The 18,357-nt window shown below is 34.9% G+C and carries 13 protein-coding genes and 3 tRNA genes; 5 read left to right on the top strand and 11 right to left on the bottom strand.

Going from position 1 to position 18,357, the window contains the following annotated elements:
* Nucleotides 1-8: 8 nt before the first annotated feature.
* Nucleotides 9-1,097, top strand: coding sequence for an AI-2E family transporter (locus Q0800_RS01340; RefSeq protein WP_299126914.1), 1,089 nt, complete (start codon nt 9-11; stop codon nt 1,095-1,097).
* 84 nt (nt 1,098-1,181) lie between these two features.
* Nucleotides 1,182-2,360, top strand: coding sequence for an RsmD family RNA methyltransferase (locus tag Q0800_RS01335; RefSeq protein ID WP_299126912.1), 1,179 nt, complete (start codon nt 1,182-1,184; stop codon nt 2,358-2,360).
* On the opposite strand, the gene pdeM is transcribed toward Q0800_RS01335, so the two are convergent.
* The 5 genes from pdeM to Q0800_RS01310 form a co-directional block, all read right to left on the bottom strand.
* Entirely contained in the window at nt 2,350-2,997 is a 648-nt protein-coding gene (pdeM, locus tag Q0800_RS01330) for a ligase-associated DNA damage response endonuclease PdeM (RefSeq protein ID WP_299126910.1), read from the bottom strand. The genes Q0800_RS01335 and pdeM overlap by 11 nt on opposite strands.
* 1 nt (nt 2,998) lies before the next feature.
* Nucleotides 2,999-5,452, bottom strand: a complete 2,454-nt coding sequence (locus Q0800_RS01325; RefSeq protein WP_299126908.1) for a ligase-associated DNA damage response DEXH box helicase — start codon at nt 5,450-5,452, stop codon at nt 2,999-3,001.
* The gene (locus Q0800_RS01320) at nt 5,449-7,038 is read right to left on the bottom strand and encodes an ATP-dependent DNA ligase (RefSeq protein ID WP_299126906.1); all 1,590 of its coding nucleotides are present in this window, start codon (nt 7,036-7,038) and stop codon (nt 5,449-5,451) included. The genes Q0800_RS01325 and Q0800_RS01320 overlap by 4 nt, the downstream gene beginning before the upstream one ends.
* Before the next feature lie 117 nt (nt 7,039-7,155).
* The gene (locus Q0800_RS01315; protein WP_299126904.1) at nt 7,156-8,190 is read right to left on the bottom strand and encodes a ligase-associated DNA damage response exonuclease; all 1,035 of its coding nucleotides are present in this window, start codon (nt 8,188-8,190) and stop codon (nt 7,156-7,158) included.
* 60 nt (nt 8,191-8,250) lie between these two features.
* Nucleotides 8,251-8,844 (bottom strand): hypothetical protein, encoded by a 594-nt coding sequence (locus Q0800_RS01310; protein ID WP_299126903.1) that lies wholly within the window; start codon nt 8,842-8,844, stop codon nt 8,251-8,253.
* Nucleotides 8,845-8,955: 111 nt separating this feature from the next.
* On the opposite strand from Q0800_RS01310, the gene ppgK reads away from it, so the two are divergent.
* Nucleotides 8,956-9,687, top strand: a complete 732-nt coding sequence (ppgK, locus tag Q0800_RS01305) for a polyphosphate--glucose phosphotransferase (RefSeq protein ID WP_299126899.1) — start codon at nt 8,956-8,958, stop codon at nt 9,685-9,687.
* A gap of 164 nt (nt 9,688-9,851) precedes the next feature.
* Here the strand turns inward: ppgK and Q0800_RS01300 are convergent.
* From Q0800_RS01300 to Q0800_RS01285, 4 genes are all read right to left on the bottom strand, one after another.
* Nucleotides 9,852-9,925: transfer RNA gene (locus Q0800_RS01300), tRNA-Arg, on the bottom strand.
* 119 nt (nt 9,926-10,044) lie between these two features.
* Nucleotides 10,045-10,119 (bottom strand) — tRNA-Pro (locus Q0800_RS01295).
* Between the two features lie 20 nt (nt 10,120-10,139).
* Nucleotides 10,140-10,223 (bottom strand) — tRNA-Ser (locus Q0800_RS01290).
* A gap of 104 nt (nt 10,224-10,327) precedes the next feature.
* Complete coding sequence (locus tag Q0800_RS01285) at nt 10,328-12,379, bottom strand: HDIG domain-containing metalloprotein (protein ID WP_299126898.1); 2,052 nt, start codon at nt 12,377-12,379, stop codon at nt 10,328-10,330.
* Nucleotides 12,380-12,490: 111 nt separating this feature from the next.
* Between Q0800_RS01285 and Q0800_RS01280 the strand changes: the two genes are divergently transcribed.
* Complete coding sequence (locus Q0800_RS01280) at nt 12,491-13,669, top strand: acetyl-CoA C-acyltransferase (RefSeq protein ID WP_299126896.1); 1,179 nt, start codon at nt 12,491-12,493, stop codon at nt 13,667-13,669.
* 9 nt (nt 13,670-13,678) lie between these two features.
* Nucleotides 13,679-14,428 carry a C40 family peptidase gene (locus Q0800_RS01275; protein ID WP_299126894.1) on the top strand — a complete coding sequence of 250 codons (750 nt, stop codon included), beginning with the start codon at nt 13,679-13,681 and terminating at the stop codon, nt 14,426-14,428.
* A 47-nt stretch (nt 14,429-14,475) separates the two neighbouring features.
* On the opposite strand, the gene Q0800_RS01270 is transcribed toward Q0800_RS01275, so the two are convergent.
* Together Q0800_RS01270 and gyrA are read right to left on the bottom strand one after the other, a co-directional pair.
* Entirely contained in the window at nt 14,476-15,756 is a 1,281-nt protein-coding gene (locus tag Q0800_RS01270; RefSeq protein WP_299126893.1) for a tetratricopeptide repeat protein, read from the bottom strand.
* Between the two features lie 29 nt (nt 15,757-15,785).
* On the bottom strand, nt 15,786-18,320 hold the full coding sequence (gene gyrA / locus Q0800_RS01265) for a DNA gyrase subunit A (protein WP_299126892.1): 2,535 nt from the start codon (nt 18,318-18,320) through the stop codon (nt 15,786-15,788).
* Nucleotides 18,321-18,357 lie beyond the last annotated feature (37 nt).

Raw genomic sequence — 18,357 nt, 5'->3', positions numbered from 1 at the left:
TTTAAACCATGAAATCAAAAACCATAGCTAACGGTATTTTAAGAGCATTGGGTATCATTATTGCTATTGCACTGGTCTTGTTCTTTTTGTTCAAAATACAATCCGTAATTATCTATATAGCCGCAGCAGCTGTTATATCACTTATAGGACGACCAATTGTCCTTTTTTTAAGACGTAGATTAAAATTTAACAACACCGTGGCCGTAGTGGTTACTATGATACTGTTTGTTGGCTTGCTCGTTGGGCTAATAGGTATGTTTATCCCTTTAATTTCTGATCAAGGTAAAAATTTAGCTTTACTAGATTTTAAACAATTGGAAGGTAATATTAATAAACTGTACCTGCAGGTTTATGACTATTTTGAGTTTAATAATATTGATGTTCAGCAATCCATAAAAGACTCTAATATTTTGTCTAAACTAGATTTTTCTTTAATCCCTAATTTCCTCAATAATCTTATTAATGGCTTAGGTAGTTTTAGTATTGGTTTGTTCTCTGTACTATTTATTTCATTTTTCTTTTTAAAAGATAGCCAGTTATTTGAAAACGGCATTATTGCACTTGTTCCTAAAGGGAATGAAATGCGCTCTAAACGCTCATTGAATAAAATTAAAGATCTCTTATCGCGCTATTTTGTAGGACTCATCTTTCAAATTTTAATTCTTTTTATCATCTACACTATTGTGTTATTAGTTTTTGGGATTGACAATGCGGTAGTCATTGCATTTTTATGCGCACTACTCAATTTAGTACCTTATGTTGGCCCTTTAGTAAGTGGGTTTCTTATGCTGCTACTCAGTATGTCTAGCAATCTTGGAGAAAATTTTAGCGAGGTGATTTTACCTAAAACATCTTATGTAATGATTGGGTTTATCATTGCGCAATTGGTAGATAATTTCTTTAGCCAGCCTATTATATTTTCTAAAAGTGTAAAATCGCATCAACTAGAAATATTCTTAATTATCATTATTGCTGGTATCCTATTTGGTATAGCAGGTATGATTGTAGCAGTGCCTTCATATACTGCTATTAAAGTGATTTTAAAAGAATTTTTATCCGAATATAAGATTGTAAACAAATTAACAAAGGACTTATAAATTTATCATAACCGTTTTATAGAATCAACTTAAAACGCTGAGGTTAAATAACGTTAAATCTTATACTTTAATATAAATATACTGTTGAATAAAAGGCTATTAAATACTGAAATTCAAAAATTTATAAACGACAATTTAAATTCAGACGTTTCTAGTTTATTACTAAAAGGTATTAATTTTAAAAACATATCACCTAAAGAAATTATAGAACAAATAGAGTCTAAAAAACGATCTCAAAAGAAACTTCCTACTTGGTTTAAAACCTCAAAAATTTACTATCCAAATAAATTGAATATAGAGCAAACCTCATCAGAACTAACTGCGGAGTATAAGTCTAAATTAATTTCGGGTCATAGTATTATTGATCTAACTGGTGGCTTTGGTGTTGATTGTTTTTATTTTTCAAAACAAATTAATGAAGTAACGCATTGCGAAATAAATACCGAACTCTCTAAGGTTGTTGCGTTTAATTATGAATCTTTAAATGTTACAAACATAAAATGTATTAACAAAAGTGGTATCGATACTTTAAAACAAATTAATACTCAGTTTGATTGGATTTATATAGACCCATCGCGGCGAGATGATGCTAAAAAGAAAGTGTTTTTACTATCGGATTGTACACCAAAGGTTAAGACCTTTCAGGGTTTGTTTTTAAAATATGCCAAGCATGTAATGATAAAAACTTCTCCGTTGCTAGACATTAAGGCAACTAAAAATGATTTAAAACATGTTAAAGCACTACATATCGTTGCTGTTAATAACGATGTTAAAGAGTTGCTTTGGGTTTTAGAACGCAATTATACATCGCAATTAACAATTAAAACCATTAATCTTTCTAGATCAATTCCGCAAATATTCGACTTTAATTTTAATGATGAACCTACTGCAGAAGCCAAATATAGTCTACCACTCAGCTATCTTTACGAACCCAATTCTGCCGTTTTAAAAGCTGGTGCTTTTAACAGCGTTAGTAACGCCTTTAATATTGCAAAACTGCATAAGCACTCACATATTTATACATCAGACTCACTCATAGAGTTTCCTGGTAGACGATTCAAAATAGAAAATGTAATTCCATTTAATAAGAAGGCCTTTGCAAAGGAAAAGATTAGTAAAGCCAATGTCACAACACGCCATTTTCCGCTGTCTGTTGGTGACATTAGAAAGAAACTAAAAATAAAAGATGGTGGGCTGCACTATCTATTTTTTACTACAAACATAAATGACGAAAAAATAATCTTAATTTGCTCTAAAATTTAAAAATGGAAGAATCCGTAAACACATAAGAGGTAGCGTTATCAGGATTAGAACGCGTATTAAGGCCAGTAAATAAGCTAAATGCAGGTAATATTAACTGATACGATGTTACTTGATAACAGGGTAATTTTAATCGTTGTTTTCCTTTTCCATTTATCAAAACACCAGGATGTGTGTGCCCTGAAATAGTGAAAGTCTCATTATTTTGAACCTCGTTAGCATGAATAAACTTAAATGCACCTGTGACTAATTCAGTGACAACGTCAATGTTTAATTCATCCATCAATCGCTTAGACTGTCTGTCATGATTTCCTTTAATCAATATAAGTTGAAGTGATTCAAACTGGCTTAACCATTGCCTAAATGTTATCATATCCACATTACTTTCGGCATGAAACAAATCGCCTACAATCCATAATTTAGCAACGCCAAAATGCTGTATTAAGGTCTTTAAACGTTCTAAATCCTTTTGAAGAATATCATCTGGCATTGGTATGCCATTACGTCTAAAATGCGCAGTTTTACCAATATGGATATCAGACAAAATCAGTGCTCTTTCCTTTTCCCAATAGATAGCACGTTGATTCGTAAGGATTAATTCCTCATTTTTGATGGTTATATGTTCTGTAATTACTTTCAATCTAATCTAACTTAAATGCCTGTTCTTTAATGCGCTGTATGCGTTTATCCAAATTTTCATTACTCATGGTACCACGCAAACTATCCACCTTTAACGGAAAACTTAAAGGTGTAAATGACTTGGCGTGTTTCACAATGATTTTACTTTTGGATATTCGTTCAAAGGCCTGCTGCAATCGTGCTTCCTCTAACTGTTGATTAAAGACTTCGGTATAGGCTTGTCTCAATAATAAATTGTCGGGTTCATAATCTTCCAATACTCTAAAAATGAGTCCTGAGGATGATTGTAAGCTTTTATTGTTCTTTCGTGTTCCTGGTTGCGATTGCACCACCAAACCTGCTATAACGGCAATATCTCTAAACTTTCGCGATGCCATTTCTGAGGCATTAATACTCGCAATAACATCATCCATTAGATTGTCTTTGCTTAATAAAGCTTCAATAGTTTTATCATTAACAGGAATTGGTTGGTCACTCAACAATTCAAAGCCATAATCATTCATAGCAATTGTAAAGGTTATGGGCATTATTTTACTAATACGATAAGCCATTAATGCCGAAAACACCTCATGAACCAAACGACCTTCAAATGGATACATAAATAAATGATAACCATCCTTGGTTTCTATCAATTCAACCAAAAATTCATCTGATTTTGGTATATGGGAATGCTCATCTTGTCGGCTTACTAAAGGATTTAGGAAGCGTAATTCTTTTTCTAATCTCCCAGGTTCTAATGCATCTGAGAGTTTCAACCTTAAATAGTGACTCAAGTTAGAGGTTAAAGGTAAGCGACCACCTAACCAACTTGGTGACACGGCTTTTTTTGCTTTACTCCGTCTTACCAATACGGTCATATCTTTTATTTGAACCAATTCTAATATGCGACCTGCCAAAATGAAACTTTCACCAGGTTTTAATTTAGAAACAAAAAATTCTTCAATCATACCAATGTAGCCACCTGAAAAATACTTTACTTTCAGGTTAACTTCACTCACTATGGTACCAATATTCATTCGATGCAACATACTAATACGTCGGCTTTTCACCTTGTATTTACCATCTTCGTCTAAAATTACTTTATGAAATTCTTCATAAGAATTTAACGTTTTTCCGCCTTTAGTAATATAATGTAAACACCATTGCCAGTCGTCTTTGGTGAGGTACTGAAACGCATAAATTTGTTGAATACGACTGAAAAGTACTTCTGAATTAAAACCTTCGCCTACAGCTAAAGTGACCATAAATTGCACTAAAACATCAAAGGTTAACACCATTGGGTCTCTAGATTCCATTTGCTTTTCCTTAATGGCTTGCTTTAGTGCAGAAACTTCTACCAATTCTAAAGAATGTGTAGGTACGAAGTAAATTTTAGAACGCTCAAATGGTGAATGCCCACTTCTGCCAGCACGTTGCATAAAACGCGCAATACCTTTTACCGAACCAATCTGAATGACACAATCTACAGGTTTAAAATCCACACCTAAATCGAGTGACGACGTACACACCACTGCTTTTAAATAGCCTGAAGCAATATTATCTTCAATCCAATTTCGAAGTTTTTTGTCAATAGAACCATGATGTATTGCTAACAGTCCAGCCAAATCGGGTTGAGCATTTAACAATACCTGATACCATAATTCGGCCTGTCCTCTGGTGTTTGTAAAAATTAAAGTCGTGGTGTTGGCCTCTATAATCGGTACTATTTTATCCGCCATTTTTGTGCCCAAATGGCCTGCCCAAGGCAAAACTTCAATCTCATCTGGAAGTACCGAGATGATATCTAATTTCTTGTTTTGCTTGGCAGTCACTTGAGTGACTTTTAAATTTGAATAAGGCAACAGAACTTGTTTTGCGTCTTCTAAATTACCAATAGTGGCTGTAATTCCCCAAATACGAAGCTTTGGTGAATAAAATCGTAATTGCGAAATAGCCAATTCTGTAAGTACACCACGTTTATTTCCAATAAGTTCATGCCACTCATCAATAGCGACACACTTTACACTTTTAAACCATCTGGAATTCTTCTTTTGAGAAAACAACAAATGCATCGTTTCAGGCGTAGTGAGCAACACATCTGGCATCATTCGTTCCTGCTTACGCCTCACAGCTGTTTGTGTATCGCCATTTCTAACCTGTACGGACCAATCTAAACCAATATCGTCAACAGCTTCCGTCATAGCCTTGGCCAGATCCTTAGCCAATGAACGCAGTGGACTAATCCAAAGTAATTTTAAGCCTTTGGGATACTTTTCAGGATGATTCAAATAATCGATGATCACAGCTAAAAAGACGGAAAAGGTTTTACCAAAACCTGTTGGTGCCACGACCATACCAGAATAGCCATTAGCATACCGTTGCCACGTCTGCAACTGAAACGGAAAAGGTGCATGCCCTTTTTCTGCCATCCAAGTGTTTATTATTCGTAAGCCTTCGCTGTCTCTAAATTGACTCAAGGTGCTGTGATTAATTGTTTAACGGTTTCTATGGTGTCAATCTCTTCAACAGGTTTATCTTTGCGCCATCTTGAAATTCGTGGAAATCGTAATGCTACACCAGATTTATGACGATTACTTAATGCTATGCCTTCAAAAGCAATTTCAAATACCAATTCAGGTTTTACCGTTCTCACTGGTCCAAATTTTTCTATGGCATTCTTATTTACCCATTGTGATATTTCTGTGATTTCCTTGTCTGTTAATCCTGAATAAGCCTTTGCCACAGTAACTAAGGCATCATCCTTTTTAACAGCAAATGTATAGTCTGTATATTTTGAACTTCGTCGTCCACTACCCTTTTGTGCATAAATCATTACTGCATCAATGGTTAAAGGATCAACTTTCCATTTCCACCAATCGCCTTTTTTTCGACCTGTGTGATATGGTGATTTCTTCTGCTTTAGCATTAATCCTTCGCTATTAATGGTTCTGGAATTATCTCTTATAGCATGAAGCTCTTCCCATTTTGTAAAATCAACTATAAAGGATAATTTAATATGGTTTGGTAGAGCTACTGAATTAAAAATAGATTCTAGCCGTTCTCGTCGTTGAGCAAAAGGTACTTCCCTAATATCATTACCATTGTATTCTAAAATATCATAAGCTTTAAACCCAACAGGAACGTCTTCTAAAAGTTTCTTAGTAACATTCTTTCGATTGAGCCGTTTCTGTAAATCGTTGAATAGCAACACATCATTGTCTTTCATGGCCAGTATTTCGCCATCGATTACAAAATCATCCTTAAAATTGCTCATAGCTTCCACCAACTCAGGAAACTGCTTGGTCACCAACTCTTCACCTCGTGACCATATATAGATTTCATTATTTCGCTTCACAATTTGCCCACGAATACCATCCCACTTCTGCTCAACTATCCAATCCTTTGGTTCACCTAATTCTGGTAATTCCTTTTCTAAAGCATAAGCCAAACAAAATGGATATGGTTTAGAATTATCATAATTGATATGACTACCGTTTATCAACTCTTCAAAAGCAATAGAATCTACATCCCAATTACCAATAATACTATGCATCAATTGGTTAGCATCAATATTTGTAAGCTTTGCTAATGCATTTACTAAGGTCTTTTTTGAAACACCAATTCTAAAACTACCACCAATCAATTTATTAAAAATGAGTCGTTCTTGTTGATCTAAACCAGACCACGCCTCTAACACAAACGTTTTCTTCTCATCTTCCGTTTTGGGCTTTAAGGCTTTTAATTCGGTCATCCATTCGTGTAAAGACAAGTCTAAGTTATGATGGGGTTCAGGCAACAATAAGGCCATGGTTTCGCCCAAATCACCAACGGTACTGTAACTTTCTAAAAATAACCATTCTGGTAATTGCGTTAGTTCCATACACCATTGACGCATCAGTGTGGTTTTGACGGGCCGTGATGGTCGCTTCCCAGTAAATAAGGCAATTAACCATAATTTATCTTTGTTTGGGGCAATTTTAAAATAGTTGACCAAAGCTTCAATTTTAGCATTGGTTTTGTTGGTGATTTCTATGGCGCTAATGAGGTCTGAGAATAGCTTCATCTTATTGCCGCGATAGTGGGAATCTCTTCCCGGTTAGTCGAATCACTTTCTAAAAACACCCCTAAAGTCCCCTCTAGGGGACAATTCCTCTTTTCAAGATTAATGCTCTTGCAAATTTTATACATCAACTTTGTTTTCTTTTATTTCTGCTTTTGCTAAAGCTTCATCGCCATATTCAGTAATGAGTTCATTGGCTTTAATTCCAATCTCATTCAAATATTTTGAAAATACGGCTTGCGAACCATGCGTAACATATACTTGCTCTGCTTCTGAAGCCTTAACAGCATCTATTAAACCATTCCAATCTGCGTGGTCACTTACAGCAAAACCAGCATCTACAGCTTGCCAACGTCGGTTTCCTCTTATCTGCATCCAACCAGAGCAAATGGCAGTTGCAGGATTTGGTACTCGTTTAAGCATTCGAGAACCTAAAATTGCTGGTGGTGCAATGATGATTTTATTTTGAAGCGTTTTCTTATCTAAATCTACTGACCATAATTGAGTTTCAGGAAGTTGAATTCCTGAACCTGATATAGCTTGATTTAAATTATGAATAGCACGATGTACATAAATAGCGTCACAGCCTTCTAAAAGCGACATTAAACGCTGTGCTTTTCCTAACGAATAGCCTAAAAACACGGAAGTCCTATTGTTAGATTGATTTGTTTTTACCCAATGGTGTAAATCTTGTTGAAGTGTTGCCTCCTTTTTCCAATGGTATATTGGCAAACCAAAAGTGCTTTCAGTAATAAAGGTGTTGCACTTTATGGATTCGAACGGTTTAGTGATAAAATCCGGTTGTGTTTTATAATCGCCAGTGAAAACAACCACGTAGCCTTTATATTCTAATCTGATTTGAGCAGAACCTATGACATGACCAGCAGGATGAAAACTCACTTTTACACCATTTACTGAAATAGCCTTGTTATAAGGTAAACTTTCAATATTGATATCTACGCCCAAACGATGCTGTAAAATTGCTTTAGAATCGTCTGTGCAGAGATAGTGCTTCATTCCCCACCGTGCATGGTCTGCATGCCCATGAGAAATAATGGCAAAATCTACAGGATACCAAGGGTCTAAATAGAAGTTGCCCTGCGGACAATAAATTCCTTTTTTAGTAAATTTTATAAGATTTTTTTCGGTTGACATCGCATAACGAAGCTATTGAAAAAGACACGAAATTATTGATAAGGTTTCGTTAAATTTAGATTATAAAAAGCCTTTTTGAGCGACGAGCATTTCTTCTCCCCATAATTGCACAAGAAAGGTAATGTCGATCGGAAAAAAGGAAGATGAACCATCTGTATTATATTTTACAGGACATTCTATGCGATTACCTTCAATAATTTTGCATTTATTCTCTTTGTTATCTGAAATATAAATTGCTTTCAAATCGAGTTTTTCATAAACTCTTTTTAAATCTATGATGGCGTATTTGACGAAACTAGTAGCTTCATCACATTCAGTTTTAGCACTATCTATGATGCCATAGGTAAAATAATGGGCTTTCATTTTATAGTATTCAGATTCATGCCTATCCTCTACTTTGTTTGAATCTCTTCGATATCTAATCGTAAAGTCCGAAAAATTCTCATACTTTTTCTCTCTAAACCGTTCTTGTACACTCATTATATCATCGCCATTTCTAAAAACATAATCAATGCCATCCATCATATCAATATACTTCGCATAATCTTTACGCAGCTTTACTTCCGTCCAGTTAAGTGGCTTATAAATGAGAGGAACTGCAAGCTTTTGATGCACGTAGTCTGTAAAAGCCCTATCCTTTAAATATTTAGACATGTTTACAAAGTATAATAAATAAACGATATAAGAAAGGCTTCTAATATGTTTGCATTTTAATTATATTTAACAACCTATTAAATAACACGCAACAACTGATATTTAAATAAAATGGAACTACTCGGAATTGACATTGGAGGTTCAGGCATTAAAGGAGCTATTGTTAATATTGAAACTGGTGAACTAGTTACTGAGCGCCATCGTATACCAACGCCTGAAGGAGCAAAACCTTCTGACGTAGCAAATATTGTAAAGGATTTAGTGGATCATTTTAACTGGAAAGGAAGCGTAGGTTGTGGATTTCCTGCTTTGGTTACTCATGGTGTTGCCCACACTAGTGTAAACATTCATAAAAGCTGGAGAGGTGTAAATGTAGAATCGCTTTTTGAAAAACGAACAGGTCTAAAATTTAAAGTAGCCAATGATGCGGATGCAGCAGGCTTAGCAGCAATATCTTTTGGATCTGGTAAAGGAAAAAAAGGACTGGTGTTTATGATTACACTAGGAACAGGTATTGGCTCTGGTGCATTTTATAATGGTCAGTTAATCCCAAATTTTGAATTAGGATCCATACCTTACAAAAAATACAAACGTATAGAATACTATGCCGCTAATTCTGCAAGAAAAAGGAATCATCTTTCGTATACAGAATGGGGAAAACGTGTTCATAAATTTCTTCGTTTAATTGAAAAATTATTCTCTCCAGATTTAATTATTATTGGTGGTGGTACAAGTAAAAATTTTGATGAATTTAAAGATCAAATACGAATAAAAACTCCCGTTATCCCTGCAGCTTACCAAAATAATGCTGGTATATTGGGTGCCGCTTTATTGGCAAAATAATATCCAAATTTTTAGTAAACAAAAAAGCCGCCTCTGTTAAGAAATGGCTTAATGTGATCGCGACAGGATTACTTTATGATCCAAAGCCTTCCGCTTTTAAAATAGTTCAAACAAAAAAACGCTCAAGTAAACTTGGCGTTTTTTCTTATCGAACTAAGTATTCGTGATCGCGACAGGATTCGAACCTGTGACCGTCTGCTTAGAAGGCAGATGCTCTATCCAGCTGAGCTACGCGACCATTCAAAGATCAGTTATGCTGATTTTGAAAAGAGTTAATGCAAAACGTATTACTTTTTGCAAAAGCTTAAAATAATTTTTGAGAAACTAAATTTCAACAAATCTTATTTAAGCTATTTGTCGGGGTGGCAGGATTCGAACCTGCGACCTCCGCGTCCCAAACGCGGCGCGATAACCGGGCTACGCTACACCCCGAAAAATCGGTTATCATTTTGCGGAGAGACCGGGATTCGAACCCGGGCAACACTTACGCGTTGACAGATTAGCAATCTGCTCCATTACCACTCTGGCACCTCTCCTAAAATTATTTAAAGAACGTTCTTTAAAAATGCGGTTGCAAATGTAGCTTTTCAATTTTAAGAACGCAACAAAAATTTTTAGTTTTTTATAATAAACTTTAAGATTATTCGGGATACTCAATCCTTAAGTGATAAATATTAGCAAGCTTATGTTTTAAGACCTTCTTTATGGACTGAATTTCTTTAAAGGTAATATTAGCATTTAAAAACTGACCACTTTCCATCTGTTTATCTATAATGTTCTCTACAAAGTCATTAATCTTTGCTGTTGTTGGCTCTTTTAAACTTTTAGATGCCGCTTCAACACTATCACACATCATTAAAATAGCGGTCTCTTTACTAAATGGCTTAGGCCCATTATACTTAAAGTCTTCTATATCTGTTTCCTCTGCTACAGCTTTCTCTTTCATATAAAAATAATAGACAACACTTGTTCCATGGTGCGTTCTTATAAAATCAATAACCCGATCTGGAAGGTTATTCTTTTTAGCAATTTCAATGCCTTTAAGAGTATGCTCAATAATAATTCTGGCGCTTTCTTTACTAGACAATTCGTTGTGTGGATTAATGCCTGTACTTTGATTTTCTGTAAAAAAAGTAGGGTTAACCATTTTACCTATGTCGTGGTATAAGGCACCTACCCTAACCAACATGGCATTTGCACCAATCTCATTTGCAGAGGCTTCTGCCAAATTAGCAACATTTAATGAGTGATGAAATGTGCCTGGCGCTTTATCAGAAAGTTCTTTTAAAAGTTTTGTGTTTGTATCTGACAACTCTAAAAGGGACACATCTGAAACTAAACCAAAAATCTTCTCATAAATATATATCAGTGGTTGAACAAATAAAGTCGCTAACCCACACAAAATAAAAAGACCAAATGTTTCCCATTTTAAACTAGTTACCTGTCCTTCTTGAATTACAAAAAAAGCAAAATATGCAATAATGTAGATGAGTGTAATCTGACCTACTGAAATAAAAAGATTCGCTCTTTTATACAATTCAGACACGGTTAAAATGGTTACAATTCCTGCTATGATTTGAAGAAACATATACTCGTAACTATTTGACACAATAAATCCTAAGAGTAATACTGTTAAGACATGTGCAAAAAGCCCTAGTCTAGCATCAAAGAACGCCTTTAAAACTAAGGGTAAAATACAGATAGGCACAACATATATATATTGTGAATTAAAATTAATAACCAAAGTGGTTAAAACAATCATTAAAACAATGTTAAAGAAAATAAAAGTTACTTTAGTATTGTTTAAAAACACATCCATTCTATACTTACGTAAAAAGAGTAGCAACATCAGTAAAGCTAAAGCCACCAAAAGTGTATAGGCTACTAAAACCCAGTTATAATTTGTGGTATTCCAAGCCTGAGATTCGTACTCAGACTTTAGTGAATTTAAAATATTATACTCTTCGTTTTCTACGATCTGCCCTTTAGATATTATCAATTGATCTTTATTTATAGAACCTCTAGTCGCTGATATCTTAGATAATTCTTCCTCTAAAGCATTTAGGGTTAAACTTTCGTTAAGCGTTATGTTAGGTTTTATAATATCAAAAAATAGAGATATCATTATGTTGCGCATATCACTAGAGATTGAATTGGCAAAATGATCTTCTAATGTTCGACGTAATTCTCCAATCTTAATTAAATCCTCGTAAAGTAGTTGCTTAACCACAGTATTAGAATTACTAAGAATTACAGGCTTTTTATTGGCATAGCTATAGTCACTATCTAAAATTCCATTAAGATATAATTGATTAATTAATGATTTTCCGGATTTGTATAATCTTGAAGTATTGGAATCTATAGTTAGTGTGTCAGTAAAAACCTGATTAAAACGAGCTTCATAATCCTTTAAAACCAAGCTCTTTACTTCTGATTTAATATCAAAATATATAGAAGCATTATCTTCTATTTCTAATCTTTCATCATTAATTTCTGCTTGAGATTTTTTTATTGCAAAATTAAAAGGTGCATATAAGTTCTCGGATTGCCATGGCTTTCCCTTTTCAAAGGTATATCTAAATTTTCCTGTTTTTGGAAATAGGTAAACTATAAAAAGCGTCGTTAATAAGAACAAAAGCAACTTGTATACTAGAGCATGATTCTTATACCACTTATTTAGAATTTCTTTCATAACAATCAAATGTAACAAATATTAGAAATTTAGAGCTCCATAATCTCCTAACATTCTAAATTTATATCAAAAATTGATTAATTTCGTAGCACTAATTTTAAATTATTAAAAATGAACAAGGACGTCGTTATCGTTTCTGCAGTGAGAACTCCTATTGGTAGTTTTTTAGGTGATTTATCTAGCATACCTGCACCTAAATTAGGCGCCACAGCTATTAAAGGTGCACTAGATAAAATTAACTTAAAACCAGAGATGGTTGACGAGGTTTTAATGGGTAATGTGGTACAAGCTGGTACTGGCCAAGCTCCTGCAAGACAAGCTGCGATTTATGCTGGTATCCCTAACACCGTTCCTTGTACTACTGTAAATAAAGTTTGTGCTTCGGGAATGAAAGCCGTTATGCAAGCTGCACAAGCCATTAAATTAGGTGATGCTGACATAGTTGTCGCTGGTGGTATGGAAAATATGAGTGCCATACCACACTATTACCACGCAAGAAGCTCCACTAAATTTGGCTCAGTTACTTTAGAAGATGGCATGCAAAGAGATGGCTTGGTAGATGCTTACGACAAAAACGCTATGGGTGTCTGTGCAGATGCTTGTGCTGTAGAATATAATTTTTCGAGAGAAGATCAAGATGCTTTTGCTATTCAATCTTATGAGCGTTCTAAAGCGGCTTGGGATGCCGGAAAATTTACTGATGAGATTGTCCCTGTTAACGTTCCTCAAAGGCGTGGTGATGATTTAATTATTGATAGAGATCAGGAATATACCAATGTAAAAATGGAAAAAATTCCGGCACTAAGACCTGCATTTACAAAGGAAGGCACAGTAACGGCTGCAAATGCTTCTACTATTAATGACGGCGCCGCTGCAATAGTTTTAATGAGCCGAGAAAAAGCGGAAGAATTAGGGCTTAAACCAATTGCGTCTATAAAGAGTTATGCCGATGCTGCGCAAGATCCTAAATGGTTTACAACAGCACCAGCAAAAGCGTTGCCTAAAGCACTAACAAAAGCTAATATTGAAATAGACGATGTTGACTATTTTGAGTTTAATGAAGCATTCTCAATTGTTGGTTTGGCTAATATGAAAATATTAGGACTTAATGACACTAAGGTTAATGTTAATGGAGGAGCTGTTTCATTAGGCCATCCATTAGGATGCTCTGGCGCTCGTATTTTAGTCACTTTAATACATGTACTTCATCAAAACAACGCCAAGATTGGAGCTGCTGCCATATGTAATGGAGGAGGAGGCGCCTCTGCTATGGTTTTAGAACGTCCTTAATATCTTTTTATGCAGTACGGCATTTGTAATCTTGGAATAGTTCCTATACGTTTAGAACCTAGTGATACTAGTGAAATGGTAACGCAGTCACTTTATGGCGATTGTTTTAAGGTTTTAGAACAACGTAAAAAATGGAGTCGTATTCGTTTTGCATTTGATAAGTATGAAGGATGGATTGATAATAAGCAATATATAGAAGTTAATCATGATGTTTATAAAACCCACGTTGATTTAGGTTTAAACCTAGCTTCGGATTTAGTAGAATATGTTTCTGATACCTCAAATCAACTTTATCCAATTCCTATTGGCTCTAACTTAAATTGTATTGACACGTTTAACCACCGTTTTGATGGAAACCGAATAACTTCTAAAAGATCTAAATCTCACTTAATTAGTACGGCATTTTTATATTTAAACGCTCCTTATTTATGGGGCGGAAAAACCCCTTTTGGCATAGATTGTTCTGGGTTTACACAAATGGTTTATAAATTGAATGGATACGTTTTATTAAGAGATGCATCACAACAAGCTAGCCAAGGCTCTGCTTTAAGTTTTATAGAAGAGAGCGAACCAGGTGATTTGGCTTTTTTTGATAATTCCGATGGCCAAATTATACATGTAGGTATAATTATGGAAGATAACTATATTATCCATGCCCATGGCAAGGTGCGTATTGATCGTTTAGACCATAGTGGCATATATAACGTAGAAAGAAACACCCATACACACAAGCTAAGAGTTATTAAAAAGATTATATAAAAAAAGCGACTTGTAATAAAGTCGCTCTTTTTATCCGTAAGGTATTTTTAGTTTCCACCAGCTGAAGATTCTATAGCTTCAACTTTTGATTTCATTGTTTTAAACATTTCTGTTTCCCCTAATGCACTGTAAATATTCATTAATGTCCTAGCCGCATCTACATTAGTAGTATTAAGTTCTAAAGCCTTTTCTAAATAAGGAATAGCCTTTTTATATATTTGAGAACGTTCTTCCTTCAGTTCGTCATAACGTCTATTATCAGCTGAGCTCGTACCTAAGCCATTCATTTCTTCAACAATTGCAGCTTCTCCCTGTAGTATAACAACGGCCAAATTATTGTAGGCATCAACGTAATTTGGGTTTAATGCAATGGCTTTTTCATAATATTTCATGGCATCTGTTACATTATTACCTTCAGCTGCTAAAACGCCTAAATTATAAAATAACTCCGCATTATTAGGATCCTTTCGGGTAGCTTCTTCCATCAGATTTTTAAACTTATCTCTATTGCCCATTTTTAAATGCACATTAGCTTCAGATAATATTAAACCTACATCATCAGGGTTTTCAGATCTGGCATCTGCCATCGCTGCAAGAGCCTTCTCATCTTTTCCTTGAGCTACATAAATTAAAGCAATATTTTTTACAATTTCAGCTTTTTTTGATTCGCTCTTTTTATCTATTGGCTTGGCATAAGTTTTTGACTTTACCGCAAAATCTCTTGTAGTCTTATCACTAAATGCTTCTTCTACACCAGTTTCTACGTTGGTAGCGTAATAATTCATTTTTACTCCAGAATAATTCATATTCTTAAGCTTTAGATAGTTCTCTAATGCTAAATCATAATCTTGCACGTTAACTGCTGATGACGCCGCATAATATAAATAAGCGGTGTCTTTAGGCGACATCATATAAGCTTTACTAAATTTCAAAGCTGCAGCTTTATAATCTTTATTATTGATGTCGTTATTAGCCTTTGTTAAAAAGGCATTTAATGCGGTCTTTTTAATTTCGGTTGCCTCTGCGGTATACTTAAGTTTACCTAATTTAGATTCTAAATCCGTAAGCTTATTTAAAGCAATAATAGCATTGTCTACATCGGCATCTGATCCACTTCCTATAAGTGCCTTTGCCTTTAATAAATAATACTTGGCCTTTGTTTTATCGTCCATATTACCTATTAGGGCATCGGCAGCAGTTACTGCTGACTTGGCATCTGCAAAATTCGATTTTTTTAGTGCTTTTTCTAGGGCTTTTACTTCATCCTTTTGAGCAAAGGACATGGTTGCAAAAACTAGCGATAGTATTAAGGTGAATAACTTTTTCATTGTTTAATAAATAAATTTTGTTGTTAATTTTAGTTTTCTGTTTCATTAGTATCAAGAGCCGTGCCATTTTCTGTAGTATCTTGGTTTTCTGATACTTCAATATCGCTCTCGTCGGTTTCTTCATCTTCATCTTTCATCACTTTAGCGACTGCTGCAATAGAATCTTTACCTTTTAAGTTAATGAGTTTAACACCCTGGGTTGCTCTACCCATTACTCTTAAGTCGGCTACTTCCATACGAATCGCTATACCAGATTTATTGATAATCATTAAATCATCTTCGTCTGTAACGTTCTTTATAGATACTAAATTACCTGTTTTTTCTGTTATAGAAATAGTTTTTACACCTTTTCCACCTCTATTGGTAACTCTGTAATCCTCTAAACTAGAGCGTTTTCCATAACCGTTTTCAGACACTACAAGAATATTACTTTCCATGTCGTTTACTGCAATCATACCTATGACTTCATCTTTTTCATGACCTAGTGTAATACCTCTTACACCAGAGGCATTTCTGCCCATTGGCCTTGTTTTAGCTTCTTCGAAACGAATGGCCTTACCAGACTTTAAGGCTAACATTACTTGACTTTCTCCTGTGGTTAGTTTGGCTTCTAATAAGGTATCATCTTCTTTTATCGTAATGGCATTAATACCATTGGTACGTGGTCTAGAATACTGTTCTAAAGCTGTTTTCTTAACCTGACCTTTTTTGGTTGCCATTATGACATAATGACTGTTAATATACGCTTCATCCTTCAAGTCTTGAGTACAGATAAAGGCCATTACCTTATCATCTTGCTCAATATTTATCAAATTCTGAATTGCTCTACCCTTAGACGTTTTAGTGCCTTCTGGGATCTCATAAACACGCATCCAGAAACATTTTCCTTTTTGTGTAAAGAATAACATGTACTGATGGTTTGTACCTACAAATAAATGTTCTAAGAAATCCTCGTTACGGGTTGTAGAGGCTTTTTGCCCCACTCCACCTCTATTCTGTGTTTTATATTCTGTAAGTGACGTTCGTTTTATGTACCCAGCATGAGAAATTGTAATAACTACTTTCTCGTTAGGTATCATATCTTCGATACTTAAATCCCCACCTGCATATTCTATTATTGAACGACGCTCGTCTCCATACTTATCGCGCACAACCTCAAGTTCTGACTTAATAATATCCATACGACGATCTTTCTTTTCTAAAATATCTTTAAGATCTTCAATGGTTTTCATCAATTCGTCATACTCAGCCCTTAGTTTATCTTGCTCTAGTCCGGTTAATTGACGCAGACGCATTTCTACAATCGCTTTGGCTTGTATTTCAGTTAACTCAAAACGCTCAATCAACTTGTTTCTTGCTTCTTCAGCATTGGCAGACGCTCTAATAAGTGCAATTACTTCGTCTATATTATCTGAGGCAATAATTAAACCTTCTAATATATGAGCGCGTTCTTCTGCTTTACGCAGCTCGTACTTTGTGCGTCTAACCACTACCTCGTGTCTATGCTCTACAAAATAATGTATTAACTCTTTTAAATTTAAAAGCTGAGGCCTACCATTTACTAAAGCAATGTTGTTGACACTAAAAGAAGATTGAAGTGCTGTATATTTATATAATTTATTTAGAACAATATTAGGAATAGCATCACGCTTAAGAACATAAACAATACGCATTCCGTTTCTATCCGATTCATCTCTAATGGTAGAAATCCCTTCTAGTTTTTTATCATTAACCAAATCAGCAGTCTTTTTAATCATGTCTGCTTTATTAACTTGATAAGGAATTTCGTTTACGATGATGCACTCGCGTCCATTTACTTCTTCGATATTAGCCTTGCCTCGCATTACAATACGACCACGTCCTGTATGAAATGCTTCTTTAACACCATCGTACCCATATATAGTACCTCCAGTAGGAAAATCCGGTGCCTTTACATGTTGCATTAACTCATCAATTTCAATATCATTATCATCAATATATGCAATTGTACCATTAACAACCTCTGTGAGGTTATGAGGTGGCATATTAGTCGCCATACCAACTGCAATACCAGAAGCTCCATTAACTAATAAACCTGGTATGCGTGTTGGCAATACTGTTGGCTCTTCTAAGGTATCATCAAAATTTAACTTATGATCAACGGTGTCCTTATCTATATCTGCTAGCATGTCCTCAGAAATCTTACGCATACGTGCTTCTGTGTAACGCATTGCTGCAGGACTATCACCATCTACAGATCCAAAGTTTCCTTGACCGTCAATTAACATATAACGTAGACTCCATTCTTGTGCCATACGAACCATGGTGTCATAAACGGATGTATCACCATGAGGGTGATACTTACCTAAAACCTCACCAACAATTCTCGCGGACTTTTTATGCGCTGTATTAGCCCTAACACCAAGCTCATGCATACCATATAGTACACGTCTATGCACCGGCTTAAGACCATCTCTTACATCTGGTAACGCACGTGACACAATGACTGACATTGAGTAATCAATGTAAGCCGATTTCATTTCATCTTCAATGTTAATTGGAATGAGTTTTTCTCCTTCTGCCATATATAAAATTAATTAGTATTCGTTGTAGGTTTTCAAA

Source organism: uncultured Winogradskyella sp. (assembly GCF_937958655.1).
Classification (GTDB): Bacteria; Bacteroidota; Bacteroidia; order Flavobacteriales; family Flavobacteriaceae; genus Winogradskyella.
The sequence above is the reverse complement of the archived record's forward strand: the minus strand, read 5'-3'. Positions and strand labels throughout refer to the sequence as shown.